Raw genomic sequence first — 23797 nt, forward strand, 5'->3', positions numbered from 1 at the left:
GCCGACAAGGCCCAGATCCTGGTGACCATCAGCCTCCACGCCCTCGCCAGCGCGGCCACCGACGGTTGCTGCGTCGCCTGCGGGCAGGACCTGCCCGGCCACGCCCCCGACGCCACCGGCCGGGCGTTCGGCGGGGCAGCGTTCGACCCGCCCAGCGGGGGCCACGCCGGCGGCCTGACAGCCACCGGCCAGGTCCTGACCCCCACCACCGTCCGCAAGCTGGCCTGCACCGCCGGGATCATCCCCGCGATCTTGGGTACCAACCACGAACCCCTCGAGCTCGGCCGTACCACCCGACTGTTCACCCCCGGCCAACGCAAAGCCCTGTGGTTGCGCGACGGCGGCTGCACCTACCCCGGCTGCACCATGCCCCCGCAATGGACCGACGCCCACCACAGCACCCACTGGGCCCACGGCGGGGCCACCGACCTGTCCAACGCCGCCCTCCTCTGCGAACGCCACCACACCCACGTCCACCAACACGACCTCACCGCCACCACCACCCCCCGCGGCGTCACCTGGCACACCTAGCGACCACGCGCTGACCTGAGGTGCGACGAAGGAGCCTCCAAGGGCCCGCACCCGCCCCCCACGAGCCGGGCCACAGACATGCCGCGCCGTCCCCAGACCCGGCGGCACACCCCCTTCGTCCACACGGAGCGGTCGGGCCGAGCGTTGACGGACGGCCTGCCTAGGGTGGGTTGCAGGCACAGAGGGCGAAGGGAGCAACGACGTGGTCTGGAAGGTCGAGTCCGCCGACTGGGTGCTGTCGTTGACGGACGACGACATCGAGGCGGCCACGGACGAGGGCACCTTCGACCGGGGGTATGGCTACGCCGAGGACGAGATGGTCACCCAGGCCGCGGCCCTCAACCGGGGTCGCGTCCTCGTCGCCACGGTGCTGGGGTCCGGCCACGAGTCCTACCAGACGATCGTCTCCCTCGAGGGCGACTCCCGGGCTCCCCGCACCGAGTGGAGCTCCCGGTGCAGCTGCCCGGTCGGCGCGCGCTGCAAGCATGCGGTGGCCGTCCTCCTCACCGTCCGCGACGTCCTCGGGGGCCCCACGGGGATCGACACCGCCCCCGCCGCCCCGTGGGAGGCGACCCTCGAGCGGCTGTCGGCGCCCGCGCCGGTCGAGCCCCTGCGCGACGGCGACGTGCTGGCGCTGGTCTTCGAGCCGGTCATCGAACCCGGGCGGGGGAGGGGGGCGGCCGACTCCCGCAAGCTCCTCGTCCGGCCCACGCGGTGGACGCGACTGGGCCGGTGGGCCAAGAAGTTCTCCTGGGCGGAGGCCGACAGCGAGTCCTACAACGCCGTCGCCATCAAGCGGAGCCATCGGCGGGCGGTGCGGTTCCTCCTCGCCCTGCAGCACCCGGCCGCCGCCAGGGCCCGGTCCTACGCGGTCAAGGAGCCAGCCGTCCATCTCGACGCCTTCGGCGGGGAGGTCTGGATCGCTCTGCGTCGGGCCGAGCAGGCCGGTATCGCCTTCCTCGCGAGTGACGAGGGGCGCCCGGCGCGGCTCCTGGCCGAGCCCGTCGAGGCGGTCGTCGACGCCACCCGCGACGCGGACGGTGTGTGCCTGACGCCGAAGATCGTGTGGCCCGACCCCACGGTCGAGCCCGAGGACGTCCACCTCCTCGGTGACCCCGTCCACGGGCTCTCGGCGAGCGTGGACGGGGAGCTGGTCCTCGCCCCCTTCGCCGCGACGTTGGGGACGGGTACCACCGACCTGCTGCGCGGCGGCGAGGTGCTCGTCCCCGCGGCGGACGTCGACCGTTTCCTCGCGATGTACCTCGGTCGGCTTCGCGAGCAGGTCACGGTCATCTCGTCGGACGGCAGCGTGGACCTGCCCGAGCCGACCCCGCCTCGCCTGCACATCCGCGTCGGGGGCGAAGGGGAGGCTCTGCGCCTCGACCTCGGGTTCGTCTACGCGGCGGGCAGCCAGGAGCACGTCGTCCCGGCGGGCGCCGGCGGAGCCGTCCCGCGGGACGCGAAGGGGGAGCAGGCGCTGCTGACCGCGCTCGGCGACCTCCGCGAGGTCCCCGGGGCGGTCGTCCGCGCCACCGGCAGCACCCAGCGCCGCCTCGTGCCGCAGGTCCTGCTGCGCGGCGCCACCGCGATCGCCGTCGTCACCGAGGTCCTGCCCGCGCTCGAGGTCGACGAGCGGGTCGTCGTCGAGCACGGGGAGGACGTGCCGGCGTACGAGCACCTCGACGAGGAACCCGTCATCGCCGTGCACGAGGCGGGCCAGGCCGCCGGCTCCGACTGGCTCGACCTGCGGGTCAGCGTGACCATCGGCGAGGTGGCGGTGCCCTTCGAGCCGCTCTTCGCCGCTCTCGTGCGGGGTGAGGAGATCATGCTGCTGGAGTCCGGTGAGTGGTTCCGTCTCGACCACCCGGTGCTCACGGACCTGCGCGCCCTCATCGAGGAGGCCGGCGAGATCACCGAGCCCGAGGCGGGCGAGCTGCGCCTCAGTCGCTACCAGGTCGGCCTCTGGGACGACCTCTCCGGCATCGCCGACGTCGCGGTGCCCCGCGAGCACGACTGGCGGGCCCGCGTCGAGGCCCTGCGGGACCTCGACACCACCGAGCCGCCGCCGGTCCCCGATGGCCTGCGGGCGACCCTGCGGCCGTACCAGCTCGAGGGCTACCACTGGCTCACCACGCTGTGGGACGCCGGGCTCGGTGGGGTGCTCGCCGACGACATGGGCCTGGGCAAGACCGTCCAGACCCTGGCCCTGCTCGCCCGGGCCGCGGCAGCCGGCGAGCTCGACCGGCCGGTCCTCGTCGTCGCGCCCACGAGCGTCGTCGGGACGTGGGCGAGCGAGGCGCACACCTTCGTCCCCGATCTCGAGGTGCGCACCCTGGGCCGGACGAGCCGCACCCGCGGCCAGGACGTCGCCGAGGCGGTCGCCGGGGCACAGCTCGTCGTGACCTCCTACGCCGTCCTGCGCATCGACGCGGACGAGTTCGCCGCCGTCGACTGGCGCGGCGTGGTCATCGACGAGGCCCAGTTCGTCAAGAACGACCGGGCCAAGGCCCACCAGGCGATCAGGCGGCTGTCGACCCCCTTCGTCCTCGCGGTGACGGGCACGCCCCTGGAGAACTCGCTGATGGACCTCTGGTCCCTGCTCGCACTGGCCGCGCCCGGGCTGTACCCGCACAGGGAGCGGTTCGTCCGGGACTACCGCAAGCCGATCGAGTCGGGGGAGCGGCCCGAGCTGCTCGACCGGATGCGGCGCCGGGTCCGGCCGCTCATGCTCCGCCGCACCAAGGAGCAGGTGGCGCTCGACCTGCCGCCCAAGCAGGTGCAGGTGCTGCCGGTCGACCTCACGCCCGGCCATCGGCGGCTCTACGACAGGCACCTGCAGCGCGAGCGCAAGCGGGTGCTCGGCCTGCTCGCCGACCCCGAGGCCAACCGGGTCGCGATCCTCGCCTCGATCACCCGGCTGCGACAGCTGAGCCTGGACCCCGGGCTCGTCGACGACGAGCACCGCGGCCAGGTGACGTCGGCGAAGATCGAGCTGCTCGTCGAGCAGCTGCGCGAGCTCGGCGACGAGGGCCACCGGGCGCTCGTCTTCAGCCAGTTCACGAGCTACCTGCGACTCGTCCGTGAGCGGCTCGACGCCGAGGGCATCACGACCAGCTACCTCGACGGCGCCACGACCGACCGCGCCGGGGTCATCGACGAGTTCCGGACCGGTGACTCCACGGCCTTCCTGATCTCGCTCAAGGCGGGCGGCGTCGGTCTGACGCTCACCGAGGCGGACTACGTCTTCGTGCTCGACCCGTGGTGGAACCCCGCGGCCGAGGCGCAGGCGATCGACCGGGCCCACCGCATCGGCCAGGAGCGACCGGTGATGGTCTACCGGCTCGTGTCGACCGGCACGATCGAAGAAAAGGTGCTCGCCCTGCAGGAACGCAAGCGTGACCTCTTCCAGCGGGTCGTCGACGACGGAGGCGCGCTGTCCGGCGCGATCACGAACGAGGACATCCGGGCGCTGCTCGACGTCGAGTGAGCTCCGGCGCTCACTCGGTGGCGCTCACTCGGTGGCGCTGCGCGGGGCCCGGGTCGCCGGCGTGCGCCAGACGTCCGGGTCGGCGACGGTGAACCGTCGGCCGGTCACCTCGCTCGGGGTGATCCGCACGAAGTGGCCCTTGTCGCCGGCCTGCCACGGGAAGATCGGCAGGTCCACGGTGTCCGTCAGCTCGTCGATCTCGCTGATGGGACGCGCAGCACCCTTGACGACGACGCTCCAGGCGCGACCGGTGTCGGGGTCGAAGCCGTCGGCCTCGAAGGCGACCCGCGCGGTGGACAGGGCTGCGAAGAGCTTGGTCCCCTGACCCGAGCGAAAGACGACGGTGCCGTGGTCGACGCCGAAGTTGATCGGGAAGAGGTCGGGATGGTCCTCGACCAAGACCGCCAGGCGGCCCACCGTGGTCGTGCGCAGCAGCGACCAGCAGGTGTCGTGGGTGAGGACTTCGACCGGGGTCGTGGGGACCATCTGCACCGCCTCCTGGGGGACATCTCGAGGTTAGCGCAGGATCGGGCCGTCCCAGCCGGGTGGGTGGGCAGGGCGGGGCGCCCGGGTCAGCCTCCGTGCACGCGCACGCAGCAGCGCCCCTCACCGCTCGCCTCCTTCGAGGAGGACGAAGGGGGCGCCCGCGCCGCTCTCTCCGACGGCATCGAGGGAGGGCTGACCCTCGGAGCGGGTCAGCCGCGCAGGACCTTGTCCATGGCCTTGCCCCTGGCGAGCTCGTCGACGAGCTTGTCGAGGTAGCGGATCCGGCGCATCAGCGGGTCCTCGACCTCCTGCACCTTCACCCCGCACACCGACCCGGTGATGAGCGCGGAGTTCGGGTTGAGCGTCGCCGCACCGAAGAAGTCCTCGAAGGTCGTCTCGTCGTCGAGGTGCTGCTGCAGGCTCGCCTGGTCGTAGCCGGTGAGCCAGCGGATCACCTCGTCGAGCTCGCTGACGGTGCGTCCTTTCTTCTCCACCTTGGTCACGTAGTGCGGGTAGACCGAGGCGACGGGCGTGGTGAAGATCCGGTGGCTCACGGGTCGAGCCTAGGTCGCCGCCTGCCTCTCGCCGTCGCCCGGTAGCGTCGACGGCCATGAGCAGCAGCATCGAGCGGGCCCTGCGGGCCGCACGTCACGGGGACGCGTCGGTCCGCCAGCAGGCCGCGCTCCACCTCGGCACGTACGGCGACGCCTCGATCGCCGCCGAGCTCGTGGAGCTGCTCGTGAGCGAGGCGGACTTCTACGTCCGCGAGACGCTCACCTGGGCCGTCGTCACCCGCGCCGAGGCGACGTACCCGTTGCTCCTCGCCGAGCTCGACGGTGACGGACCCGCCCGCGTGCAGGTGCTCCACGCGTTGAGCAAGATCCGCAACCCGCAGTCCGTCGCCGCGATCCTGCCGCTCACCGACGACGAGGACGACGCGGTGGCCGCCAAGGCCTGGTGGGCGCTCGGACGCATCGGCACCCCGGGAGCGGTGGCGACGCTCATCGCCCACCTCGGCGTCGAGGACGAGTTCCGTCGGCGTGAGCTGACCCGCGCTCTCGAGCAGGCCGGAGAGGCAGCCGTCGAGGGGCTCGCCCAGCGACTCCGCGAGGACCCCGACCCGTCGGTGCGGCGCCACGCCGCCGAGGCGCTGCTCGGCATCGGCGAGCCGGCAGCCCGTCCGGCTGCCTCGGCCCTCTTCCACGTGATCGAGCACGACGACAAGGAGGTCGTGCTTCCGGCGATCGAGGCCCTGGCCGAGCTCGACCTGCCCGACGTCGACGCGACCCTGCAGGGGTTGCGCGACGGTGATGACGCCTGGCTGTCGATCACGGCCGGCTGGCTGCTCGCCGACCGGGCCGACCGGGCCTGAGCCGGGTCAGCCGGCAGCCCGTCGCAGCTCGTGCGGCAGCTCCTCGAGCAGCCGCAACCAGACCTCGCTGGCGTCCGGGAAGCTCGGGACCGCGTGCCGCAGCACGTGGACCGGCACCCGGCCGGTGATCGCGACCGTCGCCGCGTGCAGGAGCTGGCCGGCGTCCGTGCCCACGAAGGTCGCGCCGAGCACGAGCCGGCTGTCCCGGTCGACGACGAGCTGCGCCGCGCCCGGTGCGTCGTCGCGCAGCAACGCCGCCGGCGACCTGGTCGAAGGGGACCTTCGCGACGACCACGTCATGGCCGGCCTCGACCGCCCGGGCCTTCGTCAGGCCGACCCGCGCCACCTGCGGGTCGGTGAAGACGACCTGCGGCACCGGCACGTCCTCGGGCACGGGCACGGGATCGACCCCACCGGCGGTCGACGCGATGCGGTCGCCGAGGACGCGTGCGCGGTACTTGCCCCAGTGGGTGAGGGGGGCTTCCCCGCTAGCGTCGCCGACCGCGTGCAGCCAGTCCGGCAGGCGCCCGTCGAGGACGTCGTCGGGGCCGAGCCCGACCGCGTCCAGGCCGAGGTCATCCAGGCGTGGGCGGCGGCCCGTCGCGACGAGCACCTCGTCCGCCTCGATGGACCCGTGGTCCGTCACGACCGTGACCGGGCCGCCGTGGACGCGCCCGACGCCGGTGTCCCTCGCGTCGGAGCGGTGGCACGCGGTGACCGACGTCGACAGGCGCAGGTCGACCCCCTTCGCCCGCAGGGCCGCCTCGATCATGGTGCCGGCGAAGGGCTCCTGGCCCTCGAGCAGGCCGGCGCCGCGGACGACGAGCGTCACCCGGCTCCCGAGCGCGGTCAGCCAGGTCGCGGCCTCGCAGGCGACGACCCCGCCGCCGATGATGACGAGGCGGTCGGGGACCTCGGTCACGGCGGTCGCGTCGCGCGACCCCCACGGGCGGACGTCGGCGAAGGGGGCCGGGACCACCGGCGCGCTCCCGGTGGCGATGACGACCGCGCGCCGAGCGCGCAGTCGCTGGGTGCCGTCGACGCCGTCGACCTCCACCTCGCGGTCGGCGACGAGGCGCGCGTGGCCGCGGACGGTCGTGATGCCGAGTCCCTCGGCCCAGGTCACCTGCCCGCTGTCGTCGCGGCCGCCGACCCAGGTGTCGCGGCGGGCGAGCAGGCCCGCGGGCTCGACCTCGGCGGTGCCCACCCCCTCGAGGTGGGCGGTCGCGTCGGCGACGGCGACCGGCCGCAGCAGCGCCTTGCTCGGGATGCACGCCCAGTACGAGCACTCACCGCCGAAGAGCTCGCCCTCGACGAGGGCCGCGGTGAGGTCGGTGTCCTCGATGGCGTACTGCGCGGCGTTCTCACCGACGGGGCCGGCGCCGATGACGACGACGTCGTACTCGTGGACCTCGGGCATGTGGGCTCCTTGGCTCGTCGTGGAAGGGGGTCAGACCGGCGGCAGCAGGTCGGCTCGGTCGAACATCTGCGCGGTGGCGCGGGCGGAGGGCGTGCCCGCGTCGGGGTCGGCCCCGTGGTCGAGGAGTGCGGCGACCACCTCGGTCTCGGCCTTGAAGACGGCACCGGCCAGGGGTGACTGACCGCGGCCGTTGACGCGGTCGACGTCGGCGCCGCGGTCGGCGAGGTCGCGCACCAGCGGGGCGTGCCCGTGGTACGCCGCGAGCATGAGCAGCGTGTTGCCCGCCTCGTCGGCGAGGTCCACGGGGGCGCCGGCCTCGAGGTAGGGCACGAGCCCGGCAGCGTCGCCGGCCCGGGCCAGGTCGAGGAGACGGTGGGCCAGCTGGACCGCTTCGTCGCGGGGCTGGTCGGCCCCGGTCGCTGCCGCGTACGCGTCGTCGATCTCGTCGCTCATGCGCCCAGTCTGCCGGGTGCGGGTCAGGGGAGGGGTTCGCCCTTCATCAGTGCCGAGGCGTAGACGTTGGCGATCCGCACGCCGTCGAGCCAGGCCGTCAGGCGCTCGGCCTCGAGCGCCAGCGCCGCCCGCGCCTCGCTCCCTGGGTCGACCCCCGGGCACTCGACGACCGACACGACACCGTCCTCGTCCTGCACCCACGCGCCGACGACCCGGCCGTCCCACCAGGCGGTCGTGCCGCCGTTGCCGTTGCTGTCGAAGAGCCACCGCCGGTGGTCCGGGTCGAGGTGGTGGTCGCGCTCCTTCCACCCCATCGTCGTCGGGTCGAGCGTCGGCAGCAGGGCCGCCCACGGCCCGACCTCGGGGGCGGGCTCGACGTCGTCGGGCAGCACCCACCCGGTGCGGTCGCGCTCCAGGGCGACCTCGACCGCGCCGACCGTCGCCAGGGCGGTGCGGGTCGCTCCCTTCGTCGCGCCGAGCCACCACTGGACGTCCTCCAGCGTGCCCGGCCCGAACCGCGCCAGCCAGCGCCGCACGAGCTCTGCGTAGGCCGCGTCGAGCGGCAGCGGCGCGACGGGTCCGCCGAGCCAGGCGTCCATGAGGGTCCACGCGGGCTTCGACAGCCGCCAGTGGCCGGCGTTGGGCCCGCGGGTGATCTTGCCCTCCGCCCCGAGCCAGCCGAGGACGCGCGGCGCGAGGTTGAAGGTACCGCCGTACCGCTTGCCCTCGTTGACCGTGATGGCCCCGGCGAGCTCGGGCAGCGCCTCGCGCAGCTCCTTGGCGATCATCGCCCCGCCGCCGGAGAGTTGGGCGAGGACCGCCGCGCCCGCTGCGTCGAGCCAGGCGTCCCCGTCGTCGGCGACCCCGTGCCTCGCGGCGTCTCGGGAGACCAGGCGGCGCTGCTCGGGCGCGATGCATCCGACGGCGACCCCGAGAGCCGCGGGCAGCAGGTCGCGGGGGAAGGCGAAGAGGGTGCGGCGCATCGCCAGCTGCTTGACGAGGCTGCGGTCGGTGTACATGGCCTCGTCCACGGCGAAGGGGGTCACCCCCGACGTCCGCGCGCCGACCGCGAGGTGGACGGTCGCCGCCTCGGTCGCGTGCAGGCAGACGACGGACCGGGCCGCGGTGACGGGGTCGCTCGCCCGGTGGGCGGGGTGCAGCCCGTGCCGGGTCGCGAGCCGCGCGCGCCGCTCGCGGTCGTCGACCAGCCGCACCTCAGGCCTTGCGGGCGACCGCGAGGAAGACCGGGTAGTCGCGGCCCTGCTTGAGCACGGTGCCGGCGTCGCCGACCCGCACCTCGGTGAGGCCGGCGGCGCCGAGCCGGGTGGCGAGGTCCTCGCGGGAGAAGCCGTGGTGGCCGTCGAAGTCGCCGTCGTGGAAGCTGCCGTCCTCGCGGTCGAGGTCGGCGAGGCACAGGTGGCCCCCGGGCTCGAGCATCTCGGCGAAGGCGGCGAGGACGCGGTCGAGGTCGTGCACGTGGTGCATGACGTTGGAGGTGACGACGAGGTCGAAGCGCTCGGACGGCACGGGATGGGCTTCCAGGTCGAGGTCCCACACCCGGGTCGGCGAGGGGAGGACCCCGTCCGCGACCTTGTCGGCGAGGACCTGCCGCATCCCGGAGGAGTTGTCGGCGAGGGTGATCGTCGGCTCGGTGAGGGACTCCAGCAGCGCGATGGTCACCAGGCCGGTGCCGGCGCCGTACTCGAGGAGCTTGGTGCGGGGTGCGAGCGGGACGGCCTCGGCGATGGCGGCAGCCACCTCACCGGACTGCCGGATCTTGTCCGGGTCGTCGTCCCAGGTCGCCGCCTTGTCGTCGAAGCGCCTGCTGCCGGGGTGGTCGTGTCGCGCGTCGTGGCCCATGGGACCACCCTGCCACCGACCGGGGACAGCCGTCACCGGTCGTAGCCGCCCTCCGGCGGCACCATCTCGCCGCGCACGCCGAGCAGCCGCACCGGCCGGTCGTCGTCGAGTGCCCGGTAGAGGTCCATCGCCGTCCCCGCGACGACCGCGGGGTCGAAGGTCGGCTCGGCCAGCTTGCGCACCCGCACGACCGTGAAGAACGGGGCGAAACGCACCTTGAGGTGGACGCGGGCGCAGGCCCTCCCTTCGTCCTGAAGGTCGGTGACGACCTGCTCGGCGAGGGCGCGCAGGGCGGTCTCGATCGTCTCGGTGCCGACGAGGTCCTGCTGGTAGGTCATCTCGTGGCCGTGCGCGCGTGGGACCCACGGCGTGTCGTCGACGTGCGAGCTGCCCTCCCCGCGGCCGAGCGCGAGCACGTACCGCCCGGTGCGCGGACCGAGCTCCGCGACGAGCGCGCCCACGTCCGCGGCGGCGAGCTCGGCGACGGTCTGCAGTCCGAGGCCCGCCAGGCGCGTCCCGGTCCGCGGGCCGACGCCCCAGAGCGCGGTCGTGGGTCGTGCCCCCATGACCTCGAGCCAGTTCCTGCGGGTGAGCCGGAAGATGCCCCGCGGCTTGCCGAAGTCGGTCGCGATCTTGGCCCGCACGCGGGTGTCGCCGATCCCGACCGAGCAGTGCAGGCCGGTCGCGGCGAGGACTGCGTCGTGGATCTCCCGGGCGGTCGCCTCGGGGTGCTCGGCCTCGATCCCGACGAAGGCCTCGTCCCAGCCGAGCACCTCGACGACGGCACCCGGCACGGCGCGAAGGGTGTCCATCACCCGTTGCGACGCGGCCTCGTACACGGGGAGGTCGACGGGGAGGAAGACCGCGTCGGGGCACTTGCGCAGGGCGATCTTCAGCGCCATGCCGGACCGGACGCCGAGCTCTCGCGCCTCGTACGACGCCGTCGAGACGACGGCCCGCTCGGTCGGGTCGCCGCGCCCGCCGACGATGACGGGCAGGCCCGCGAGCTCGGGTCGGCGCAGCACCTCGACGGCAGCGAGGAACTGGTCCATGTCGACGTGCAGTACCCAGCGCGTCATGACCCCACGGGGCGCGGTCGCTCAGGCGCGGCCGTACGAGACGGCGCTCGTCCAGATCGGGCGGTGCGTGGTGTCGACGCGCGAGTTGCCGGCGTCGTACATCTTGCCGTTGCCCGCGTAGATGCCCACGTGCCAGGCCGGGGTGCCGAAGAAGACGAGGTCCCCGGGCTTCGGCGAGGAGACACGGGTCGTCGACTGGCGCTGCTGCTCGGCCGTGCGCGGCAGGGAGGTGCCGTGCTGGCGGAAGACGTAGCTGGTGAACCCCGAGCAGTCGAAGCCGGACGAGGGGCTCGTGCCGCCCATCCGGTAGGGGGTGCCGACGAGGCGCGAGGCGGTGCCGAGGACGTTGCCGCTCGAGATCGGGGTGCGCGCCGAGGTGCGCGAGGTGCGCTGCGGGGTGCTCGTGCGCTTGATGCCCATGGCGGACCCTGTGCGGGGACCGACGACTCCGTCGGCGGTCAGGCCGTGGCGGGCCTGCCAGCGCTTGACGGCCGCCTTGGTCCCGGCGCCGTAGACGCCGTCGGCGGTGACGCCGACGACGCGCTGGACCTGCTTGACCAGCCCGCCGCGGTGGCCCTGCCAGAGGGTGCCGGTGAAGCGGGACCGGGCGGGGGTGGCCGCCGCCCTCGTGCGGGTCGAGGTGCGTGTGGAACGGGTGGTCGAGCCCAGACGCATCTTGGTGCCGGTGCGTGCGCCGACGATGCCGTCCGCGGTCAGGCCGTAGCGGGCCTGCCAGCGCTTGACGGCGGCCTTGGTCGCGGGACCGAAGACGCCGTCGGCGGTGACGCCGACGACGCGCTGGACCTGCTTGACCAGCCCGCCGCGGTGACCCTGCCATAGGGTGCCCGTGAAGGTCGCGGTGGTCCCGGCCGACTGGACGGAGGGGGCGGCGGTGGCGGACGAGGCGCCGACCGTGGTGGTGCCGAGCCCGATGGCGGCGACGGCGAGGGCGGCGCCCGTGTGGCGCGCGAGGGGGTTGGTGGTCCTGGGGGCGCGGTGACGCCCGGCGTAGAACTTCGACATCGAACTCTCCTACGCCTGCGGAGTTAGCTGTCGGGTTGGAGTGGAGATCACCCCGCCCAGGCGGTCTGGTTCGACCGCCGAGGACTTCACCCCGAGGCACTGGGGCCGTGGATCTGGTGGGTCCCCCGCTCCTGCCACTCCTCCTCAGGGACTCACGGGCTGGCAGGACTCGGCGACCCGTGAGCGACCCCTCGTGTGGTGGGGTCGCGAGAAGACTAGGCCATCAGGACACGAAATGGTCACGGTGCCTGTGGAAACTTTCCGCTCGCCCCCTACGCGCCTTGGTGCGACGTGTCCGGCTGCCCGTGCACCGCCCGGTGCAGCTCGGCCATCTCCTCGTCCATGCGCGCCGCGGTGACCGCGGCGTCGGCGATCCGCTGCCGCAGGTGGGGCGGGACGTCCCCTTCGTACTTGTAGAAGATCTTGTGCTCCGTGCTCGCCCAGAAGTCCATCGCGACGGTTCGGAACTGCACCTCCACAGGGACCTGCACCGGCCCGGAGGAGAGGAAGACGGGGATCTCGAGGATCACGTGGACCGAGCGGTAGCCGTTGGGCTTGGGGTGGGCGATGTAGTCCTTGACGACGCGCACGGTGATGTCCGCCTGCGCGGTGAGCGAGTCGACGAGCCGGTAGACGTCGGCGACGAAGGAGCAGATGACCCGCACCCCCGCGATGTCGGTGATGTGCTCGCGCAGCGCGGAGATCTCGAGCTCGACACCTTGCCGGGCGGCCTTGTCGATGATGCTCTCGGGACTCTTGACGCGGGTCGAGATGTGCTCGATCGGGTTGTCGCGGTGCAGCTCGGCGAACTCCTCGCGCAGGATCTCCAGCCGCGTCGCGACGAGCTCCATGCCGAATCGGTAGCCGAGCATCATGCGGGTGAAGTCCTCGCGGATGCGGGCGAAGCGCTGCACCGCATCGGCGGGCAGGTCGACCGGGCTGGTCATGTCCCTCCTCCTGGCGTCCGGGATCGCGGACAGGGTAGGGACCCAGCCTGAGCGTCGGCCGGGACGGCCGTAGGGTGACGGCGTGGACCAGGGCCCGATCGTCGTGAGCGCGGTGGAGCTGCAGGATGCGGAAGGGAGCGTCCTCACCGTCCGCAAGCGCGGCACGACCTCCTTCATGCACCCTGGCGGCAAGCCCGAGGAGGGCGAGTCCGCGGCCGACTGCGCGATCCGTGAGGTCGCCGAGGAGCTCGGGCTGGCGCTCGACCCCGCGGACCTCGAGCTCGTCGCCGTCCACCACACCGATGCCGCCAACGAGCCCGGCCGGGCGCTCGTCGCGACCGTCTTCCGGCACCCGCACCTGACCTCCCTTCGCCGTCCGCGGATCACCCCGGCCGCGGAGATCGAGGAGGTGCGCTGGATCGACCCGACGCAACCCCTGCCGCACGACTCGGCGCCGCTGCTGCACCTCGTCGTCGAGGCGCGTCGGTGACGTCCCGACGATCCGCTAGAGCGACAGGGCGACCCGGACCAGGGAGAGCGGGATCCACACGATGGCGCCCACGACGACGAGCGTCAGCAGGCCGTGCAGGACGAGGAGCGGGCCCCACCGCAGCCACAGGTCACGGGCATCGCCGCGGCTCTCGGCGCGGAAGACCGACTGCTTCTGGCTGCGCACGATGCGCCCCCACTCGCCCCCTTCGTCGCGCATGAGCGGGGCCCAGAGGTCGCCCGCCGCGCGGGCCCGCGCGAAGTCGACGAGGACCCGCCGCGAGGTCACCCACCAGCCCCCGGCGAGCAGGGTCAGCAGGAGGAGGACCACGAGGGCGGCGAAGCCCCAGGCCGCCCACACGAAGAGGGTGAGCCGGGCGGTCTCGGGGTCATCGGGCACCCGCAGAGCGTAGGCCGTGGACCGGGCGAGCGGGTGGTGGCCGGGCGAGCCGCGCTGGACGTGGTGATCGGGTGCGGTCGATGCTGGCGGCATGAGCACCTGGAGGAGCAACCCCGCCGCCCGTGAGTGGACGGGCGGTGTCGTCCACGAGGGCGCGCGCGCGTTCCACCGCACCCTGCCCGGCTACGCGCCGACGCCCCTCGTCGACCTGCCGGCGCTCGCCGCGGAGCTCGGGGTCGCACGTGTCCTCGTCAAGGACGAGTCGCAGCGGCTCGAGCTCGCCGCCTTCAAGGTGCTCGGCGCCTCGTGGGCCTGCCACCAGGTGCTCGACAGGACACCCGGAGCACAGCTCGTCACCGCGACCGACGGCAACCACGGTCGCGCCGTGGCCTGGCTGGCGCGGCTGCTCGGGACGTCCTCGACGGTCTTCGTCCCGGCGGTCATGACAGCGGGGGCCGAGCAGCGCATCGTCGACCAGGGCGCCGAGGTGGTCCGGGTGGACGCGGACTACGACGAGACGGTCCGGGTGGCGGCGCGGTACGCCGCCGAGGACCCCCGGCGTGAGCTCGTCCAGGACACGGCCTGGCCGGGCTACGAGGACGTGCCCGGGTGGATCGTCGACGGGTACGACACGCTGCTGCTCGAGATCGACGAGCAGCTGGGTGGCGAGCCCGACCTCGTCGCCGTCGGGGTGGGCGTGGGGTCGCTCATCCAGGCCGTCGTCGCGCACTACCGGCGCGGCTCGTCGGTCCGGGTGCTCAGCGTCGAGCCGGACACGGCGGCGTGCGTCCTCGCCAGCTTGGAGGCGGGGGCGCCGGTCTCCGTCGAGACGGGCAGCACGGTCATGGCCGGCCTCAACTGCGGCACGGTCTCCACGCTCGCGTGGCCGGTGCTGCGCGACGGGTGCGATGCCGCGGTGACCGTGACCGACGAGGCCGCGCTCGCGGCCTCGCGGGACCTGGCCGCGCTCGGGATCTCGTCGGGCCCCTCCGGGTCGTCGACGCTCGCCGGGGTGCGCGCAGCGCTCCTCGACCCCGGTCGGCGCGCCGAGCTCGACCTGCCGGAGGACGCGACCATCGTCCTGCTCAGCACCGAGGGGATGCCGGCGTGAACCCCCTTCGCGTGGACGAGGAGCAGCTGCGGGCGTGGCGCCACCACCTGCACCGCCACCCCGAGACGGCCTTCGAGGAGGCCGTCACCTCCGACAGCGTGGCCGCCGTCCTCGCCGACCTCGGCTACGACGTCGTGCGGGGCCTGGGCGGGACCGGTCTCGTCGCCTCCCTGACGAAGGGGGAATCGCCGCGGGCCGTCGGGCTGCGGGCCGACATGGACGGGTTGCCGATCACCGAGGTCGCCGGCCGCGAGCACGGGTCCGCCACCACCGGTCGCATGCACGCCTGCGGGCACGACGGGCACATGGCGATGGTGCTGGGGGCTGCGGCGGCGCTCGCCTCCCAGGACTTCGACGGGACGGTGCGGATGGTCTTCCAGCCCGCGGAGGAACCCGGCCGGGGCGCGCAGTCGATGGTCGACGACCGACTCTTCGAGCGCTTTCCCGTCGACGCGATGTACGGGCTGCACAACATGCCGGGGATCCCGGCCGGTCACCTGCACACGCGGGCGGGTGGGTTCATGGCGAGCGAGGACGACTTCGAGATCGTCGTCACCGGCCGCGGCGGCCACGCCGCCCGGCCCCACGCAGTCGTCGACCCGCTCGTCGTGGGCGCCGAGATCGTGCTCGCGCTCCAGACGGTCGTCGCACGCAGCATCGACCCGGCGGCACCAGCAGTGCTGTCCTGCACGGGGTTCGTCACCGACGGGGCCCGCAACGCGATCCCGACGACCGTGCGGATCAGCGGGGACACGCGCAGCTTCGACCCCGCGGTGCAGGAGCTGCTCGAGCGGCGCATCCACGACCTCGCGACGGGCATCGCCGCCGCGCACGGGGCGAGAGCCGAGGTGACGTACACGCACGAGTTCGCGCCGACGCTCAACGACCCGGCAGCCGCCGCGCGGGCGGTGGCGGCGGCCCGTGCGGTCCTCGGCGCCGAGCGGGTGGACGGCGACTGCGACCCGGCCATGCCCAGCGAGGACTTCGGCGTCTTCGCCCGGCACGTCCCCGCGTGCTTCGTCTTCCTCGGCAACGGGACACAGCCCGGCCGTGGGGGGACCCCGTTGCACAGCAGCGACTACGACATCAACGACGACATCCTCGCCGACGGCGTGCGCTACCTCGTCGCGGTCGCGCTCGAGGAGCTGCGGCAGGCGCCGTGACGCGACGGGGGCGCTCTTCGGGGAGGCTCAGGGACTGAGCGCCGCGACCCCGGGTCCGGTGACCCGTCCGAGGCCCGCCCGCCGGCCCGTGACGAGGAGGTAGAGGTCGGACATCGCGCCGGTGACCTCGGGGCCGCTGCCGTGGGACCAGTCGGTGTCGGTCGCCTGCAGGCGCACCCGGTCGAGAGGCAGGTGCTCGAAGACCTTGCCCTTCCTGCCCCCGGCCAGGTGCAGGGCGTGGTCGGCGGCCACCCGGAGGTGGTCGACGGGAAGGTCGGGGTCCAGCGCCAGCGGCAGCGCGATGTCGAGCGTGTGGGCGAGGAGGTCGAGGTGGACCTCGCGCACGCTGAGCCCGGGGAAGGTGCGGCGGTTGCCCACGAGCTGCTCCAGGCGGCCCACGAGCTGCTCCGGGGTGTGGCGCCGCGCGATCTCCCGGGAGCCCTCTCGGATCAGCCGGTTGGTCCCGCCCGGGTGCCGCAGGGCCATCGCGGCCAGGGCCCCGTTGCCCATGAGCGGCATGGTCACGTGCGCGAGGACGTCCCGGACGGTCCAGCCGGTGCACAGCGAGGCCATGGCCCACTGGGGTGCGGTGAGCGGCCGCACCAGGCCCGCGAGCCGGGTCCGGCCCTCGTCGACGGCCCTCCACATGCTCTCGGTGTCCATGGCCGTCCCCTCTCGCGACGTGATAGTACGATCATAGGACTACATCTGGTCCCTGAGGAGACCCACCAGGAGGTGCCCGTGCCCCGTGAGCTGCCGCTCGGCATGCTGATGTTCCTCGCCCACCGTGCGGCCGAGGACCGGGTCTTCGCGCGCCTCGCCGAGGCCGGGCACGACGACATCACCCGCGCGCAGGGGCGCCTGCTCGCCGGGATGGACGAAGGGGGGACCCGCCTCGTCGTCCTCGCCGAGCGCGCCCGGGTCGCCAAGCAGACCGCCGTCGCGCTCGTGGACCGCCTCGAGCGAGCGGGGTACGTCACGCGCGAGCTCGACCCGAGCGACGGACGCGCCCGCCTCGTCGTGCTCACCGAGCGTGGTCGCGGGCTCATCCCGCACGCCCGCCGCGCGGAGGCCGAGACCGATGACGAGTGGACCGCCGTCCTCGGTGCCCGCCGTGCTCGCGCCCTGCGCGCCGCCCTCGACGACCTCCGCGACGTCGTCGACCCCGAGTCCGCACTGCCCCGGGGCAGTGCCGGGTCGGGAGCGGTCGTTTGGTCGCAGGGGGAGGGCAGGAGTTGACTGGGCGGGTCCCCCCTTCGTCGTCCGAGAGGAACCCCCGTGCGCACCGTGAAGGCATGGGCGGCCACGTCCGCCACCGCCCCCCTGTCCGCCACCACCATCGAGCGACGTGACGTCGGGCCCGACGACGTCCTCATCGAGATCGCCTACGCCGGCATCTGCCACAGCGACATCCACACCGCGCGCAGCGAGTGGGGCCAGGCCCCGTACCCGCTCGTCGTCGGCCACGAGATCGCCGGCACCGTCGCCGAGGTCGGCTCCGACGTCACCCGGCACCGGGTCGGCGACCGCGTCGGCGTCGGCTGCCTGGTCAACTCGTGCCGCGAGTGCGATGCCTGCAGGGCCGGCAAGGAGCAGTACTGCCCGCAGTCGATCGGCACGTACAACGCGACCGACCGTGACGGCACCATCACCCAGGGCGGCTACTCGACGCACGTCGTCGTCACGGAAGACTTCGCGCTGAAGATCCCCGAGGGTCTGGACCTCGACGTCGCCGCGCCGCTGCTGTGCGCGGGCATCACGACGTGGTCGCCGCTGCGCCGCTGGGGCGTCGGCGAGGGCTCGAAGGTCGCCGTCGTCGGTCTCGGCGGCCTCGGCCACATGGGCGTGCAGCTGGCCGTCGCGCTCGGCGCCGACGTCACCGTGCTGTCCCAGTCGCTGAAGAAGCAGGAGGACGGCCTCGCGCTCGGCGCCACGGACTACCGCGCGACGAGCGACGAGTCGACCTTCGAGGACCTGGCCGGGCAGTTCGACCTCATCCTCAACACCGTGAGTGCGCAGCTGCCGATCCAGCGGTACCTCGGCCTGCTCGCGCCCGAGGGCACGCTCGTCAACGTCGGCGGCCCGGTCGAGCCCTTCGAGGTCCCGGCCTTCTCGCTCATCGCGGGCGGCCGCTCGCTCGCCGGCTCGAACATCGGCGGTATCCCCGAGACCCAGGAGATGCTCGACTTCTGCGCGGAGCAGGGCATCGGCGCCAAGATCGAGGTCATCTCCGCCGACCAGGTCAACGAGGCCTGGGAGCGGGTCGTCGCCTCGGACGTGCGCTACCGCTTCGTCATCGACGCGGCGACGATCTGATCCCGCGCCGGGGACGAAGGGGGAGAACCTCGACCCGTCCCTGACCAGGAGTTCACCCACCGGACCTCACGGGCGGTGAGGCTGGGCACACCCCAGCCCCCACCCGTGAGGTCCACCCATGTCCCGCATGCTCGCTCGGCTGGCCGGTGTCGGCGCCGCCGCGCTGCTCGTCGCCGTCCCGTCCCTCCCTTCGCAGGCCGTCACCCCGGCTGCACCCACCTCGGCCGTGGCCGTCGCGACCACCCCGCTCACCGTCGCCGACGCGATCGGCCGGCAGGACGGGTCGACCCAGACCGTGCGCGGGTACGTCGTCGGGCAGCCCACGGCGACCAGCACCGTCGTGCGCAGCGGCTTCCCCAACGACTACGCCCTGGCCATCGCGGCCAGCCCGTCCGAGACCGACACCGCGCGGATGCTCTACGTGCAGCTGCCGAGCGCGCTGCGCTCGCAGTGGGGGCTGGCGTCCAACCCCGACCGCATGGGCGACCAGATCGACGCGACCGGTGCGCTGTCGGCGTACTTCTCGCACCCGGGGATGAAGAGCACGAGCGCGATCTCGCCCGCGGGCGCGAGCGACCCCGGCGACCCGACCGACCCCGGCGAGCCGACCGACCCGGGCAGCTACTATGACGGGACCGCCGGCCTCACCGGCAGCCAGCTGGAGGCGCGGCTGCACCAGATCATCAGCAACAACCGGGTCCTGTCCTACGACCAGGTCTGGGACGGCATCAAGGACGTCGACGAGGACCCGCGCAACACCAACAACGTCGTCCTGCTCTACAAGGGCACGAGCTCACCGAAGTCGAACAACGGTGGGGGAGTGGACAACTGGAACCGTGAGCACGTGTGGGCCAAGAGCCACGGCGACTTCGGCACGACCGCCGGACCCGGCACGGACCTGCACCACCTGCGTCCGACGGACGTGACGGTCAACAGCGCCCGCGGCAACCTCGACTTCGACGACGGCGGCAGCGAGAGCACCGAGGCGCCCGGCAACTACTCCGACGGCGACTCCTGGGAGCCGCGGGACGCGGTCAAGGGTGACGTCGCCCGGATGATCTTCTACATGTCGGTGCGCTACGAGGTCGGCGACGTGGTCGACCTCGAGGTCAACGACCGCGTGGGCAACGGCTCCACCCCGTACATGGGGCGCGTCTCGGTGCTCAAGCAGTGGAGCCAGCAGGACCCGCCGGACGCCTTCGAGCAGCGCCGCAACGAGCGGATCCACGCCAACTGGCAGGGCAACCGCAACCCCTTCATCGACCACCCGGAGTGGGTCGAGTCGATCTGGTGAGGGGGTTGACCCGAGTCCTCCTCCCGCCCCGGCTCAGCGTCCGGATGCTGCCCCACTACGGCGATCACGGCATCCTCGTACCCGTCGAGGCAGCGCACGTGCGCCGACTGCGCGACGTGGGGTTCACGGTGTCCGCCATCTCGGTCCTCCTCGCCGCCCACGGCACCGAGACCTACCGTCAGGCGCTCGCCGTGCAGCGGGAGTCCCTCGGCGACGAGCTGCGCGCGGCCGTGGAGCGACTGGCCCTCATCAACCAGCTCCTCGACGAGGAGGGCTCCACCATGTCTGCCATCACCGTCACCCGCGAGACCATCCCCACCCGCACCGTCGTCGCCCTGCGCGGCACCGTGCCCGCCTACGACGAGGAGGGCCGGCTCTGGGCTGAGCTCATGCCGGAGATCGCCCGCCAGGGCATCATGCCGAGCGCCCCGTGCGGCGTCTTCGAGCACGACCCGGAGTACCGGGAGTCCGACCCGACGCTGTCAGGGCACCTGCACGCTCATCAGCGAGGCACACGCCCGCATCGGCGAGCTCGTCCGCTCCGAGGGGCTGACCCTCGCAGCTCGGGGAGGCGTCGACGACCCGGTCGCCGTCCTCGGCTTCAACCGGTACCTCGTCGACCCCTGGCAGGCCACGCCCGTGGAGTCCGTGACAGAGGTGTGCGTCCCTCACGCCTGTGAGCGCAGGTCCGTGCCCTTGGTCTCCTTCATCGTCAGGACGACGGCGGCCGAGACGAGCAGCATTGCGACGGAGTAGGTGACGAAGGCGTTGGGGCCGATCTCCTTGCCCATCCACGCCTGGAGGTAGGGCGCAGTCCCGCCGAAGAGGGCCACGGCGATCGAGTACGGGATGCCGACGCCGATGGTGCGGATCCGGGTGGGGAACATCTCGGCGAAGACCGCCGGCAGGATCGCGGCCGCCGCGGCGACGAAGACCAGCGCCACGATCATCGACACGGCGAGCTGGACGGCGGAGTCCTGGAGGTAGGAGTTCAGCGGGAAGGACACCGCGGCCATCCCCAGTGCGCTGGCCATGAAGACCGGCTTGCGGCCGATCCGGTCCGACAGGGCACCCCACGCCGGCAGGATCGCGATGAAGACGAGGTTGGCGACGACACCGGCCCACAGGGCGTGCTGGGCGTCGATGCCGAGGGTGGCGATCGCGTGCGCGGGGGCCGCGATGGCCCACGTGTAGAAGGCGATCGTCAGGCCGACCGTGAGGCCGATGACCTTGGCGGCGGAGGCCCGGTGGGTCCAGATCTCGGACCAGAGGCTCGGCCCGCCGTCCGCGGTGGGCTCGATCTCCGCCTCGAAGTGCACGGTCTCGTGCATCCGGCTGCGCATGACGAGCGCGTAGATGCCGAAGAGCCCGCCGATGACGAAGGGGATGCGCCACCCGTACGACTGCATGTCCGCCGTCGAGAGCATCCCGGTGAGGACGACGCCGACGAGCACGCCGAGGACGTTGCCGAGGGTGCCCGAGACGTAGATGAGGCTCGCCCACAGGCCGCGGTTGTGGTTGTCGGCGAACTCCGAGACGTAGGTCTGCGCCGACGGCAGCTCGCCGCCGTGCGCGAGGCCCTGGATGAGCCGGGCGAGGACGAGGACGAGGGAGGCGAAGACCCCGATCTGCCCGTAGGTCGGCGCGACCGCGATGAGGATGCTGCCGAGGGCCGCGGCGCCGACGGTCGCGGCCATGGCGAACTTGCGCCCCCGCCTGTCGGAGATCCAGCCGAAGAGGAAGCCGCCGAAGGGGCGGGCGGCGAAGCCCACCGCGAAGACGATGAGCGTCGACAGGAAGGCCGACACCGGGTCGTCGGGGTTGAAGAACTGGGTCGCGAAGAAGGGGGAGAAGATCGCGAAGATCCCCCAGTCGAACCACTCGAGGGCGTTGCCGACGCCGGTGCCGACGACGGTCTTGGCCCGGCTCTGCTGCGGCGTCGCGGGGGCGGTGGTCGGGGTGGTCATGGGGGTGGACATCAGGCGCTCCTGGCGGGGGTGGTCTCGAGCCGTCGGGTGGCGAGCTCGGCAAGCAGGGCGGCGCCGTCCGGGAGGACGGAGTCGTCGAAGTCAGCCCGGGGGCTGTGGTTGTAGGGGGCGGTGGCCGGGTCGGCGCCCCGGCGGGTCGCACCGAGGCCGATGAAGCTGCCCGGCACCTCGTCGAGGACCCGGGAGAAGTCCTCGGACCCGGTGAGCGGGTGGGTCATCTCCTCGCCCCGTCCCTCGCCGAGCAGCTCGGTGATCGTGGTGGCGGCGAAGGCGGTCTCGTCGACGTCGTTGACGGTCACCGGGTACTCGGCCTCGAACCGGACGGTCACCTCGACGCCGTGTGCGTGGGCGATGCCCTCCAGCAGACGGGGGACTGCGGTGACGAGCAGCTCGCGGGTCCGGGCGGAGAAGGTGCGCACGGTCGCGTCGAAGGAGGCGGTGTCGGGGATGACATTGCGCCGCGTCCCCGCCTCGAGCCGTCCGACGGTGATGATGGCGGGGTCGAAGACGTCGACCTGCCGGGTCACGAGGGTCTGCAGCGCGGTGACCATCTCGGCGACGGCCACGACCGGGTCCTGGGCCAGGTGCGGCGCCGAGCCGTGACCGCCGGCGCCGTGCACCTCGACGAAGAGGCCGTCGGAGGCGGCGAGCATCGGCCCCGGCCGGGTGCGGAACTGCCCGGCGGGGTCGAGCGAGGAGAAGACGTGCAGCCCGTAGGCGGCCTCGACCCGTCGGCCGGAGGCGTCCAGGACGCCCTCGCGGACCATGTGCGCGGCGCCGTCCCAGCCCTCCTCGCCGGGCTGGAACATCAGGACGACGTCACCGGCGAGGCGGTGGCGCCGGTCGGCGAGCAGGTGGGCGGCGCCGACGAGCATCGCGGTGTGCAGGTCGTGCCCGCAGGCGTGCATCGCCCCGTCCACCCGGGAGGCGAAGGGGAGGCCCGTCGCCTCCTGCACCGGCAGCCCGTCCATGTCGGCGCGCAGCAGCACGGCCGGGGCGGCCCCCTTCGTCCCGTCGTGGACGGTGCCGCGTAGGACGGCGGTGACCGAGGTCGTCGAGCGCCCGGTGGTGATCTCGAGCGGGAGGCCGTCGAGGGCGGCGAGGACCCGGTCGCGGGTCCGGGGCAGGGTGAGCCCGATCTCTGGCTCGCGGTGCAGGTCGCGGCGCAGACGGGTCATCTCATCGCGCAGCGTGCCGGCGTCGTCCAGCAGGGTCATGTGGTTCCTCCGGCGTCGTTGCTCGGTCCCTGGGGCTGCCGACCAGTGTGGGATCCTCGAGCGCAACGAGCGGTTAGACGTACGGATTCGTGACGTCAGCCGGAGGATCGAGGAGGATCTGTGCAGACGACGGCCTTCGACGAGCTGGACCTGCAGCTCCTGCACGGGCTGCAGATCGCCCCGCGGGTGCCGTGGGCGCAGGCCGCCCGCATCCTCGGCACCAGCCCGGTCACGCTCATGCAACGGTGGGACCGGCTGCGCCGCGAGGGGCTCGCCTGGGTCGTGACCCACCCGTCCGGGGAGGGCGGCGGGGTGCTCACCGCCTTCGTCGAGGTCGACCTGGAGCCCGGCCGGCACGCCGGGGCGCTCGCGGCTCTGATGCGCGACCCGCGGGCCCTGTCGATCGAGCAGAGCGCTCGCGGTCGCGACCTGCTCGTCACCGTCATGGCTCGTGACCTCACCGCCCTCGGGGGCTACCTCCTGGACGAGCTGCCCGCCCTGCCCGGGGTGCAGCGGCAGCGGACCTCGCTCGCGCTGCAGATCCACCGCCAAGGGCGCGACTGGCGCCTCCAGTCGCTCGACCAGGCCCAGCGCGAGGGCTTCGCGAGCGCCCGGCGCCAGACCCCCCCCGGACCGGCCACCATGCCGCGCGACCCCGGGCCGATCATCGAGGCGCTCGTCGCCGACGGGCGGGTCGGCGCCGCGGAGATCGCCCGCGCGACCGGCCGCAACCCGGCGACCGTCCGGCGCCACCTCGCGCGGGTCATCGCGACGGGGGAGCTGGCCTTCCGCTGCGAGATCGCGCAGGACCCGACGCTCTGGGCGCTGCACTGCACGTGGTTCGCCCGGGTGCCCGAGGAGGCCAAGGAGCGCACGGTCGCCGCACTGACCACCCTCCCCGAGCTGCGGCTGTGCGTGTCCACGACGGGGGAGAGCAACCTGCTCGTGTCCGTGTGGGCGCGCTCGCCGTCCGACCTCATGCGCCTGGAGCGGCTGCTCGCCGACCGCCTGCCATGGCTCGCGCTCGTCGAGTCGGTCGTCATGCTGCGCACGCTCAAGCGCTTCGGGTGGCTCGTCGACGACCGCGGCCGCGCGACGGGCGAAGTCGTCGCGCCCGTCGTCATCGGCGACGAGCGGCGCCCCGGTGCGTGACAGGATCGG

23 protein-coding genes, 1 pseudogene and 1 riboswitch are annotated in these 23797 nt (G+C 73.3%); of the genes and pseudogenes, 11 read left to right on the top strand and 13 right to left on the bottom strand.

Translation table 11 applies throughout. The features are described 5' to 3' along the window. Positions 1-531 (top strand): DUF222 domain-containing protein (locus ABC138_RS13270; RefSeq protein ID WP_345913972.1); only part of this gene is annotated, 531 nt, incomplete at its 5' end. A gap of 202 nt (positions 532-733) precedes the next feature. After that, positions 734-4018 (top strand): DEAD/DEAH box helicase, encoded by a 3285-nt coding sequence (locus tag ABC138_RS13275; RefSeq protein WP_345913973.1) that lies wholly within the window; start codon positions 734-736, stop codon positions 4016-4018. 24 nt (positions 4019-4042) lie between these two features. On the opposite strand, the gene ABC138_RS13280 is transcribed toward ABC138_RS13275, so the two are convergent. Both ABC138_RS13280 and ABC138_RS13285 read right to left on the bottom strand, forming a co-directional pair. Continuing rightward, positions 4043-4504, bottom strand: coding sequence for a pyridoxamine 5'-phosphate oxidase family protein (locus ABC138_RS13280; protein WP_082807762.1), 462 nt, complete (start codon positions 4502-4504; stop codon positions 4043-4045). A gap of 209 nt (positions 4505-4713) precedes the next feature. After that, positions 4714-5058: a DUF2200 domain-containing protein gene (locus ABC138_RS13285; RefSeq protein ID WP_345913974.1), complete on the bottom strand. Its 345-nt coding sequence runs from the start codon at positions 5056-5058 to the stop codon at positions 4714-4716. A gap of 56 nt (positions 5059-5114) precedes the next feature. Here ABC138_RS13285 and ABC138_RS13290 point away from each other — a divergent pair, with 56 nt between their 5' ends. Beyond that, positions 5115-5876, top strand: coding sequence for a HEAT repeat domain-containing protein (locus ABC138_RS13290; RefSeq protein WP_345913975.1), 762 nt, complete (start codon positions 5115-5117; stop codon positions 5874-5876). A 6-nt stretch (positions 5877-5882) separates the two neighbouring features. Here the strand turns inward: ABC138_RS13290 and ABC138_RS13295 are convergent. The 7 genes and pseudogenes from ABC138_RS13295 to ABC138_RS13325 form a co-directional block, all read right to left on the bottom strand. Beyond that, positions 5883-7296, bottom strand: a pseudogene (locus ABC138_RS13295) (NAD(P)/FAD-dependent oxidoreductase). 30 nt (positions 7297-7326) lie between these two features. Beyond that, positions 7327-7749 carry an ankyrin repeat domain-containing protein gene (locus tag ABC138_RS13300; RefSeq protein ID WP_068328010.1) on the bottom strand — a complete coding sequence of 141 codons (423 nt, stop codon included), beginning with the start codon at positions 7747-7749 and terminating at the stop codon, positions 7327-7329. 23 nt (positions 7750-7772) lie between these two features. After that, complete coding sequence (locus ABC138_RS13305; RefSeq protein ID WP_345913976.1) at positions 7773-8963, bottom strand: winged helix DNA-binding domain-containing protein; 1191 nt, start codon at positions 8961-8963, stop codon at positions 7773-7775. A 1-nt stretch (position 8964) separates the two neighbouring features. Beyond that, positions 8965-9609 carry a methyltransferase domain-containing protein gene (locus tag ABC138_RS13310; RefSeq protein WP_345913977.1) on the bottom strand — a complete coding sequence of 215 codons (645 nt, stop codon included), beginning with the start codon at positions 9607-9609 and terminating at the stop codon, positions 8965-8967. A 32-nt stretch (positions 9610-9641) separates the two neighbouring features. Continuing rightward, positions 9642-10688, bottom strand: a complete 1047-nt coding sequence (locus ABC138_RS13315; protein ID WP_345913978.1) for a DNA polymerase IV — start codon at positions 10686-10688, stop codon at positions 9642-9644. A 21-nt stretch (positions 10689-10709) separates the two neighbouring features. Then, a complete protein-coding gene (locus ABC138_RS13320; protein WP_345913979.1) occupies positions 10710-11711 on the bottom strand; it encodes a peptidoglycan-binding protein in 1002 nt (333 codons plus the stop codon). Next, a riboswitch (cyclic di-AMP (ydaO/yuaA leader) is annotated at positions 11709-11896 on the bottom strand. It overlaps the preceding gene by 3 nt. A gap of 87 nt (positions 11897-11983) precedes the next feature. After that, complete coding sequence (locus ABC138_RS13325) at positions 11984-12658, bottom strand: GTP pyrophosphokinase family protein (protein WP_345913980.1); 675 nt, start codon at positions 12656-12658, stop codon at positions 11984-11986. Between the two features lie 82 nt (positions 12659-12740). Here ABC138_RS13325 and ABC138_RS13330 point away from each other — a divergent pair, with 82 nt between their 5' ends. Then, entirely contained in the window at positions 12741-13148 is a 408-nt protein-coding gene (locus ABC138_RS13330; RefSeq protein ID WP_345913981.1) for an NUDIX domain-containing protein, read from the top strand. A 15-nt stretch (positions 13149-13163) separates the two neighbouring features. Here the strand turns inward: ABC138_RS13330 and ABC138_RS13335 are convergent, their stop codons facing one another. Next, complete coding sequence (locus ABC138_RS13335; RefSeq protein WP_345913982.1) at positions 13164-13547, bottom strand: hypothetical protein; 384 nt, start codon at positions 13545-13547, stop codon at positions 13164-13166. Positions 13548-13638: 91 nt separating this feature from the next. On the opposite strand from ABC138_RS13335, the gene ABC138_RS13340 reads away from it, so the two are divergent. Together ABC138_RS13340 and ABC138_RS13345 are read left to right on the top strand one after the other, a co-directional pair. Next, entirely contained in the window at positions 13639-14658 is a 1020-nt protein-coding gene (locus tag ABC138_RS13340) for a pyridoxal-phosphate dependent enzyme (RefSeq protein ID WP_338539178.1), read from the top strand. Further along, on the top strand, positions 14655-15821 hold the full coding sequence (locus ABC138_RS13345) for an amidohydrolase (protein ID WP_211596855.1): 1167 nt from the start codon (positions 14655-14657) through the stop codon (positions 15819-15821). The genes ABC138_RS13340 and ABC138_RS13345 overlap by 4 nt, the downstream gene beginning before the upstream one ends. A gap of 27 nt (positions 15822-15848) precedes the next feature. Here the strand turns inward: ABC138_RS13345 and ABC138_RS13350 are convergent, their stop codons facing one another. After that, complete coding sequence (locus ABC138_RS13350; RefSeq protein ID WP_345913983.1) at positions 15849-16484, bottom strand: maleylpyruvate isomerase family mycothiol-dependent enzyme; 636 nt, start codon at positions 16482-16484, stop codon at positions 15849-15851. A gap of 78 nt (positions 16485-16562) precedes the next feature. On the opposite strand from ABC138_RS13350, the gene ABC138_RS13355 reads away from it, so the two are divergent. From ABC138_RS13355 to ABC138_RS13370, 4 genes are all read left to right on the top strand, one after another. Further along, on the top strand, positions 16563-17060 hold the full coding sequence (locus ABC138_RS13355; RefSeq protein WP_345913984.1) for a MarR family transcriptional regulator: 498 nt from the start codon (positions 16563-16565) through the stop codon (positions 17058-17060). A gap of 39 nt (positions 17061-17099) precedes the next feature. Continuing rightward, entirely contained in the window at positions 17100-18137 is a 1038-nt protein-coding gene (locus ABC138_RS13360; RefSeq protein WP_345913985.1) for an NAD(P)-dependent alcohol dehydrogenase, read from the top strand. Between the two features lie 118 nt (positions 18138-18255). After that, on the top strand, positions 18256-19431 hold the full coding sequence (locus tag ABC138_RS13365; protein ID WP_345913986.1) for an endonuclease: 1176 nt from the start codon (positions 18256-18258) through the stop codon (positions 19429-19431). Positions 19432-19436: 5 nt separating this feature from the next. Then, a complete protein-coding gene (locus tag ABC138_RS13370) occupies positions 19437-20111 on the top strand; it encodes a hypothetical protein (protein WP_345913988.1) in 675 nt (224 codons plus the stop codon). On the opposite strand, the gene ABC138_RS13375 is transcribed toward ABC138_RS13370, so the two are convergent. Then, the gene (locus ABC138_RS13375; RefSeq protein ID WP_255218336.1) at positions 20100-21410 is read right to left on the bottom strand and encodes an MFS transporter; all 1311 of its coding nucleotides are present in this window, start codon (positions 21408-21410) and stop codon (positions 20100-20102) included. The two genes, ABC138_RS13370 and ABC138_RS13375, sit on opposite strands and share 12 nt — an antisense overlap. Continuing rightward, entirely contained in the window at positions 21410-22636 is a 1227-nt protein-coding gene (locus tag ABC138_RS13380) for a M20 family metallopeptidase (RefSeq protein ID WP_345913989.1), read from the bottom strand. The genes ABC138_RS13375 and ABC138_RS13380 overlap by 1 nt, the downstream gene beginning before the upstream one ends. Positions 22637-22756: 120 nt before the next feature. On the opposite strand from ABC138_RS13380, the gene ABC138_RS13385 reads away from it, so the two are divergent. Next, on the top strand, positions 22757-23788 hold the full coding sequence (locus ABC138_RS13385) for an AsnC family transcriptional regulator (protein ID WP_345913990.1): 1032 nt from the start codon (positions 22757-22759) through the stop codon (positions 23786-23788). Positions 23789-23797: the final 9 nt, after the last annotated feature.

The sequence above is a fragment of the Janibacter sp. LM genome, from assembly GCF_039631275.1.
Taxonomy (GTDB): Bacteria; Actinomycetota; Actinomycetes; order Actinomycetales; family Dermatophilaceae; genus Janibacter; species Janibacter terrae.